At 39.8% G+C, this 6,887-nt stretch carries 7 protein-coding genes; all 7 read left to right on the top strand.

Going from position 1 to position 6,887, the window contains the following annotated elements; all coding sequences use genetic code 11:
• Positions 1 to 145: 145 nt before the first annotated feature.
• The 7 genes from V7161_RS24125 to larC all read left to right on the top strand — a co-directional run bounded on the left by V7161_RS24125 (position 146) and on the right by larC (position 6,729).
• Positions 146 to 1,414 carry a lactate racemase domain-containing protein gene (locus V7161_RS24125; RefSeq protein ID WP_335715360.1) on the top strand — a complete coding sequence of 423 codons (1,269 nt, stop codon included), beginning with the start codon at positions 146 to 148 and terminating at the stop codon, positions 1,412 to 1,414.
• 21 nt (positions 1,415 to 1,435) lie between these two features.
• The gene (locus V7161_RS24120) at positions 1,436 to 2,206 is read left to right on the top strand and encodes an SDR family oxidoreductase (RefSeq protein WP_335715359.1); all 771 of its coding nucleotides are present in this window, start codon (positions 1,436 to 1,438) and stop codon (positions 2,204 to 2,206) included.
• A 55-nt stretch (positions 2,207 to 2,261) separates the two neighbouring features.
• Positions 2,262 to 3,062 carry an ATP-dependent sacrificial sulfur transferase LarE gene (gene larE / locus V7161_RS24115; RefSeq protein ID WP_335715358.1) on the top strand — a complete coding sequence of 267 codons (801 nt, stop codon included), beginning with the start codon at positions 2,262 to 2,264 and terminating at the stop codon, positions 3,060 to 3,062.
• Positions 3,063 to 3,168: 106 nt separating this feature from the next.
• A complete protein-coding gene (locus V7161_RS24110) occupies positions 3,169 to 4,641 on the top strand; it encodes a gluconokinase (protein WP_335715357.1) in 1,473 nt (490 codons plus the stop codon).
• 33 nt (positions 4,642 to 4,674) lie between these two features.
• Entirely contained in the window at positions 4,675 to 5,448 is a 774-nt protein-coding gene (larB, locus tag V7161_RS24105; protein ID WP_335715356.1) for a nickel pincer cofactor biosynthesis protein LarB, read from the top strand.
• A complete protein-coding gene (locus V7161_RS24100; RefSeq protein WP_335715355.1) occupies positions 5,429 to 6,268 on the top strand; it encodes a LarC family nickel insertion protein in 840 nt (279 codons plus the stop codon). Before larB ends, V7161_RS24100 begins: the two co-directional genes overlap by 20 nt.
• Entirely contained in the window at positions 6,265 to 6,729 is a 465-nt protein-coding gene (gene larC / locus V7161_RS24095; RefSeq protein WP_335715354.1) for a nickel insertion protein, read from the top strand. Before V7161_RS24100 ends, larC begins: the two co-directional genes overlap by 4 nt.
• The last annotated feature ends 158 nt before the right edge of the window (positions 6,730 to 6,887 follow it).

Genomic DNA, 6,887 nt, shown 5'->3' with positions numbered 1-6,887 from the left:
TAGTTTGTTTGGTAAACAAATTAAAATAAATATATTTATAAATAGCCTTAAAAATGAAAGGGATTTCAAGTAACTGACAAAGTAATTACATGGAATATAATCCCGTGAGGAACACTTTAAACAATGAAAAGGAGTGAGTATATCCATGGGTATTCTGCAAGAATTAGTTAAAGATATTCCAATTCCGAAGATGGCCAAAGTAAGAGTAAAGTTTGATGATACGAAAATTGAAAACTTAGAAATAGAACTAAAAGAAAAATTACAACGAGAAAAAATCCAGAAACAAATTAAACCTGGAATGGAAATTGCGATTGCTGTCGGCAGCAGAGGGCTTGACCGCCTTGTTGAACTTACGGCAGTAACCGTGAAATTTTTAAAAGAATTAGGAGCCAAACCGTTCATTGTGCCGAGTATGGGAAGTCATGGCGGAGCGACTGCAGAAGGACAGAGAGAAGTGTTAGCTCATCTTGGCGTCACCGAGGAAAGTGCAGGCTGTGAGATTCGCTCCTCGATGGAAGTTGTAAAGATTAGCGAACTGCCAAACGGATTGCCAGTATATGTCGATAAATATGCTTCAGAAGCTGATGGCATCGTGGTGATTAATCGAGTGAAACCCCATACTGCCTTTAGGGGACCAGTCGAAAGCGGCATCATGAAGATGATCAGTATTGGTTTAGGGAAACAAAAAGGGGCAGAGGCATGTCATCAAATGGGTTTTAAGTATATGGCAGAAAATGTACCGGCCATGGCAAAGATCATCATGGAAAAAACACCATTCCTTTTTGGCGTTGCTTCGGTTGAAAATGCATTTGACAGGGTAGCCATTGTTGATGTACTAACACCAGATGAGATTATTGAAAAAGAACCTGATTTACAGAAACAAGCCAAAGCCTTATTGCCAAAGTTGTTTTTTGATCAAATAGATGTCCTAGTGATTGATGAAATTGGTAAAAATATTTCGGGCGATGGAATGGACCCGAATATCACTGGCCGCTATCCAACACCCTATGCGTCAGGTGGTCCTGATGTAAGCAAAATGGTCGTGCTTGATGTCACTCGAGAGTCAGAGGGAAATGCCAATGGTGTTGGAACTGCAGATTTTACCTGCCAGCGCCTGGTTGACAAAATGGATTTAGAAGGAACCTATGCCAATGGGTTGACTTCTACGGTAGTCGCTCCAACAAAAATTGCAACTACCTTACCTAATGATAAACAGACCATTCAAGCAGCCATAAAAACATGTAATATCTTGGATTTTACAACAGTCAAACTTGTACGGATCAAAAATACATTAAAGCTAAGTGAAATTGAAGTGTCTGAACCATTGCTTGAGTATATAAAAAATCATCCAAATATGGAGCAAATATCAGAAGTCTTTGAGTTTCCTTTTGGGGAAAACGGAAATTTATTCTAGAATATAGGGGAGAGAAGAGACATGACAAATTTATTTGATTTAACAGGGAAAACCGCAGTAGCCATTGGGGGAAATGGTGTACTAGGGTCAGCAATGGCAAAAGGGTTGGCGGCACACGGTGCGAAAGTGGCAATTGTCGGACGAAACCTTGAAAAAGCTGAAGAAGTAGTCAAAGAAATTGAACAAGATGGCGGAAAAGCCAAAGCATTTGCTGCGGATGTCAGCTCACAGGAATCATTAATTCAAGCAGCAAAAGAAATTGAACAATGGTCCGGCGGCTGGGACGTTCTTTTAAATGCTCCCGGTACGAATAGTGCAACGCCTTTCTTTGAGCTTGGAATGGATGAATATGACAAAATTATGGATATTAACTTGAAGGGGATTGTATTAACCTGTCAGATTTTTGCTAAAAGAATGATTGAGCAGGAAAGAAAGGGAAGTATCATTAATATTTCGTCTGTTTCTTCCACAACACCCCTTTCTAGAGTATTTACGTATTCCGTTTCCAAAGCGGGCCTAAACAGTGTTACGCAATTCTTAGCACGAGAATTTGCACCGAATGGAATTCGTGTAAATGCCATTATACCAGGGTTCTTCCCAGCGGAACAAAACCGAAAAATCTTAGATAAAGAACGAATCGAATCGATCATGAGTCATACTCCAATGAATCGCTTTGGGGAAGCAGAAGAACTACAAGGGGCAACCGTTTGGCTTGCATCTGAAAAAGCTTCGAGCTTCGTAACGGGAGCATTGATTCGAGTAGATGGCGGCTTTGGAAGCATGACAATATAATAAGACACATAATTATATATAAGTGATTGGCTCTAAAAAGATGGGAGAGGGCACAATGCAAACAGAGAAGTATAATAACCTACAGTCAATTCTCCGTGAAATGGAATCAGTCGTGGTTGCATTCTCAGGAGGGGTGGACAGTACTTTTCTTTTAAAAGCAGCTGTGGAGACATTAGGCACGGACCGTGTTTTGGCTGTAACTGCAGATTCAGAAACGTATCCTTCAAGTGAACTTGAAGAGGCCAAAATACTTGCCGAAAAAATCGGTGTTAAGCACCAGGTAATCGAAACATCAGAGTTAGCGATTCCTGGATATGCGGAGAACAATAAGAATCGATGCTATTTTTGTAAAAGCAGTCTATTTGACCACTTAATCCCGGTCATGGAAGAAAAGGGATTTCAGAATGTGATTTATGGCGTCATTGCCGATGATATGAATGAATTCAGACCAGGCATGCAGGCTGCAAAAGAAAAAGGAATCCGCGGACCACTGCAAGAAGCGAATCTTTTCAAAGAAGAAATACGTGAACTTTCACGAAATTTCGATTTACCAACATGGAATAAACCATCGTTTGCCTGTCTATCTTCAAGGATTGCATATGGTGAATATATTACTAAAGAAAAGTTAACAAAGGTTGAAAAAGCGGAAAGCTATTTAAAATCTTTACAAATTCGGCAGGTCCGGGTTCGAACTCATCAGGAGATTGCTAGAATCGAGGTAGAACCGACCGACATGAAGATTGTATTGGATAACCACCATTCTATAGTCAAAGAACTTCAAGCCTATGGATATAAATATATAACTTTAGATTTAATTGGCTACCAAAGTGGCAGTATGAACAAAGTTTTATCCTAAAAGGAAGCAGCTAAATGAAAAGGCTTTGGAATCCTCCAAGGCTTTTTCTTTTAACGATATTAAAAATAAAGATATACTATGTTTTATTTGAAAAGGAAGAGGAAGCATGTATAAAGAGTATGTAATGGGTATTGATTTTGGAACAACTAGCGTCAAAGCATGTGTATTCAATTTGACTGGAAAACTCATCGCCGATTCAGAAGAAATGATTACCTCTTATTATCCTAAGCCTGGATGGGTAGAGCAGGATCCAATAGAAATCGAAAGGTTAACGATTAAAGCGGTAAGGAATGCGATTAACAAAGCAGCCATTGAAAAAAATGAACTACTTTCCGTTGGATTTTCAGCGGCAATGCATTCACTCATATGTGTTGATGAAAATAAAAAGCCGATATCTCCAGCACTTATATGGGCAGATGGAAGAAGCTTTGATCAGGCTGAAAAAGTATTGGAAAAAACCGGGGGCAAATATTATGCCAACACAGGCACGCCTATTCATCCGATGACACCATTCGTCAAGCTTCTATGGATGAAAGAAACAAACTATGAATCCTATAATCTGGCAGCCTACTATATGTCGATTAAGGAGTTTGTGCTTCACACATGGTTTGATCAGCGTGTGATTGACTATTCGATGGCTTCTGCCACAGGTCTATTTAATCCAGCCACCCAAAGCTGGGATTCGGAATTATTAGAGTTAACCGGTATAAACGAAGGACAACTTTCGAACCTCGTTCCTCCGACTGCGATATTAACAGGAATTAACCCGATTGTTGCGGAAGAAATTGGTCTCGATCCTAGTACACCTTTCGTAATTGGAGCTGCTGACGGCCAACTGGCAAACCTTGGAATCGGTGCTATTCTCCCTGGGGAAGCAGCAGTTTCAGTGGGGACTAGCGGGGCAATTAGACAATTTACCAAAGGCGTTAAAATAAGTGAAAACCAAGAAACCTTTTGTTATTCCTTTACAGCAGACACTTCCATCATTGGCGGACCAACGAACAATGGTGGAATTGCCTTACAATGGTTAAAAGAACTTCTGAACTACGAAGGAAGTTATGATGAATTCCTTGCAGAAGCAGGGCGAGTTGCTCCAGGGGCCGATGGCATTATTTTTCTTCCCTATATTAACGGTGAAAGAGCACCGATTTGGAATCAGCAGGCTAAAGGAAATTTTTACGGGGTTTCGATTACACACAGTAAAGAACATTTTATTCGTGCCGTATTAGAAGGAATTACTTTTAATCTCTACCAAATTGGGAAAGCTTTAGAGAGATTAGCTGGCGAGCCGCAAAAAGTTTATGTAAACGGCGGTTTATCCAGGTCTCCGATTTGGCTGCAAATGATGGCTGATGTATTTGAAGCTGAAATTTATGTTTCAGAAAGTCATCACAGTGCAGCATGGGGGGCAGCATGGACGGCATTAGTGGCCACTGGTAAAGCTGGTTCTTTCGAAGAGATTAAAAAGAATATCCCTATGGGGGAAGCAATTCGTCCAAATATCGAGAACAGTAAGATCTATAAAAAGGTTTACAAGAAATATGAAAAGCTGGCAGTAGATATCGCGAAGTATTTTTAATAATCATTACGATTCGGATTGGGGGGAGATTTCATGCTTGAGGAAATTTTGGAGCAGGTTCAAAAAGGTACCCTCAGCGTTACAGAGGCAAAAGAGAAGCTAGCTACATTTGAGAATTTGGGTTTTGCTAAAGTTGATCACCACCGAAAGAAAAGACAGGGGTTCCCTGAAGTTGTTTTTGGCGAAGGGAAAACGGCTGAGCAAATAGTCACCATTATTCAGGCATTAAGAGCACGAAATAATCAAGTTTTAGTAACAAGAATTTCCAAAGAAAAGGCAGAAACGGTCCAGAAAACCTGTCCTGATTTTACTTATAACGAAATAGCAAACATTCTATTTTGGAAGGATGAAGCATGCCCGGCAGGAAATACTCAGGGATACATTGCCGTGGTTGCAGCAGGCACATCGGATTTAAGAGTAGCTGAAGAAGCAGCCATTACAGCAGAAGTCCTTGGGAGTAATGTTCATCGGATATACGATGTAGGTGTTGCGGGCATTCATAGATTATTAAACCATGCTGAAGAAATTCAAAATGCGACGGTTTCTGTTGTCGTGGCGGGAATGGAAGGTGCATTGCCCAGTGTGGTTGGCGGACTTGTTTCCCATCCCGTAATTGCTGTACCAACTAGTATCGGATATGGCGCTAACTTTAATGGATTATCAGCCTTACTAACGATGCTTAATTCATGTGCTTCTGGAATTAGTGTTGTTAATATTGATAATGGTTTTGGCGGGGGATATAATGCGGTTTTAATCCATCAACTTGCACAAAAAGGGGCAGGCAAAAATGAAGACACTTTATTTTGATTGTTTTTCAGGGATCAGCGGCGATATGGTCATTGGCGCACTCATCGATGCCGGTGCAGAACCTAATATTTTAGTCGAAGAATTAAAGAAACTTCATCTTGAGGATGAATATCAAGTAACCTGGAAAAAAATTGTGAAGAACGGGATTACTAGTACAAAATTTGATGTATTGTTGAAACAACACACCCATAATCATCAACATAATCACGAGCATGAACATGGCCATCATCATGAACACGACCATCACCATGAACATAATCATCATCATGAACATGACCACGATCACCACCATCATCATGACCATGACCATCGTGCTTATCAAGATATTCTAAAATTAATTGAGGAAGCTGGATTTTCTGACAATGTGAAGGATACAGCTTTAAAGATATTTAATAAAATTGGTGAAGCAGAAGGCCACATTCATGGAATACCATTAGAGAAAGTTCATTTTCATGAAGTGGGCGCGATTGATTCCATCATTGATATTATCGGGGCCGCCATTCTAATTCACCAGTTGGAAATATCAACAGTAAAAGCATCTCCTGTACCCGTTGGAACAGGTAGAATACACATCGATCATGGCATTTATCCAGTGCCTGCACCGGCAACACTTGAAATATTAAAAGGGGTACCGATTGAACAATCCGATATAAGAGCAGAGCTTACGACTCCGACTGGCGCAGCGATTGTTGCGGTACTGGTAGAAGAGTTTTGTTCCCTTCCCTCGATGAAGGTTCAGTCAATTGGCTATGGAGCAGGAACAAAAACCTTTAAGGATCGGCCAAACGTACTACGTGTCGTTATTGGAGAGGCAAAATGATTTCCCACCCTCCCAATCATGAGCATCTTGATGATCAAATGGTCAAAATGGAAGTCAATCTGGACGATATTCCAGGGGAATGGCTGGGGAATGTAATGGACCTGCTATTCGATGCCGGGGCAAATGATGTTTTTTATACACCTATTTATATGAAAAAAAATCGACCGGGCATTTTGCTTCAATTGCTATGTTCTTTTGAAAATGTAGATAGGATGAAAGAAATTTTATTTCATGAAACAACCACACTTGGTGTACGGTACTATCCTTTAACTGTTCATCGACTAGAAAGAAATTTTAGAAAAATTATGACTGAATGGGGAGCGGTAACGGTAAAAGAGGGAATTTATCATGGACAGGTTGTGCAAAGTGCACCAGAATTTGAAGAATGCAAAAACATTTCAAGACTGCATAATGTACCATTAAAGAAAGTATATGAACAGGTTTGGAAAGCTTTGCGATAAGATAACTGGATACGAATTATTAAATAAAGAATAAAAAAAGAGTTACTGCTCAGATTAATCATGACAGTAACTCTTTTTATTTCCTGAAATTTCAATAAAATTTTTTTGAAAAAATGTATTGCATTAAGAAATTTTTTTTCATATAATCAATATCACAT

It is taken from the genome of Neobacillus drentensis, assembly GCF_036965425.1.
GTDB lineage: Bacteria > Bacillota > Bacilli > Bacillales > Cytobacillaceae > Neobacillus > Neobacillus drentensis_F.
This window is presented reverse-complemented; position numbering and strand designations above follow the sequence as displayed.

Bases quoted from the DNA above. Each gene is read 5' to 3' on its own strand.
- V7161_RS24125 (WP_335715360.1), top strand. From the start codon at position 146: ATGGGTATTCTGCAAGAATTAGTTAAAGATATTCCAATTCCGAAGATG.
- V7161_RS24120 (WP_335715359.1), top strand. From the start codon at position 1,436: ATGACAAATTTATTTGATTTAACAGGGAAAACCGCAGTAGCCATTGGG.
- larE (WP_335715358.1), top strand. From the start codon at position 2,262: ATGCAAACAGAGAAGTATAATAACCTACAGTCAATTCTCCGTGAAATG.
- V7161_RS24110 (WP_335715357.1), top strand. From the start codon at position 3,169: ATGTATAAAGAGTATGTAATGGGTATTGATTTTGGAACAACTAGCGTC.
- larB (WP_335715356.1), top strand. From the start codon at position 4,675: ATGCTTGAGGAAATTTTGGAGCAGGTTCAAAAAGGTACCCTCAGCGTT.
- V7161_RS24100 (WP_335715355.1), top strand. From the start codon at position 5,429: ATGAAGACACTTTATTTTGATTGTTTTTCAGGGATCAGCGGCGATATG.
- larC (WP_335715354.1), top strand. From the start codon at position 6,265: ATGATTTCCCACCCTCCCAATCATGAGCATCTTGATGATCAAATGGTC.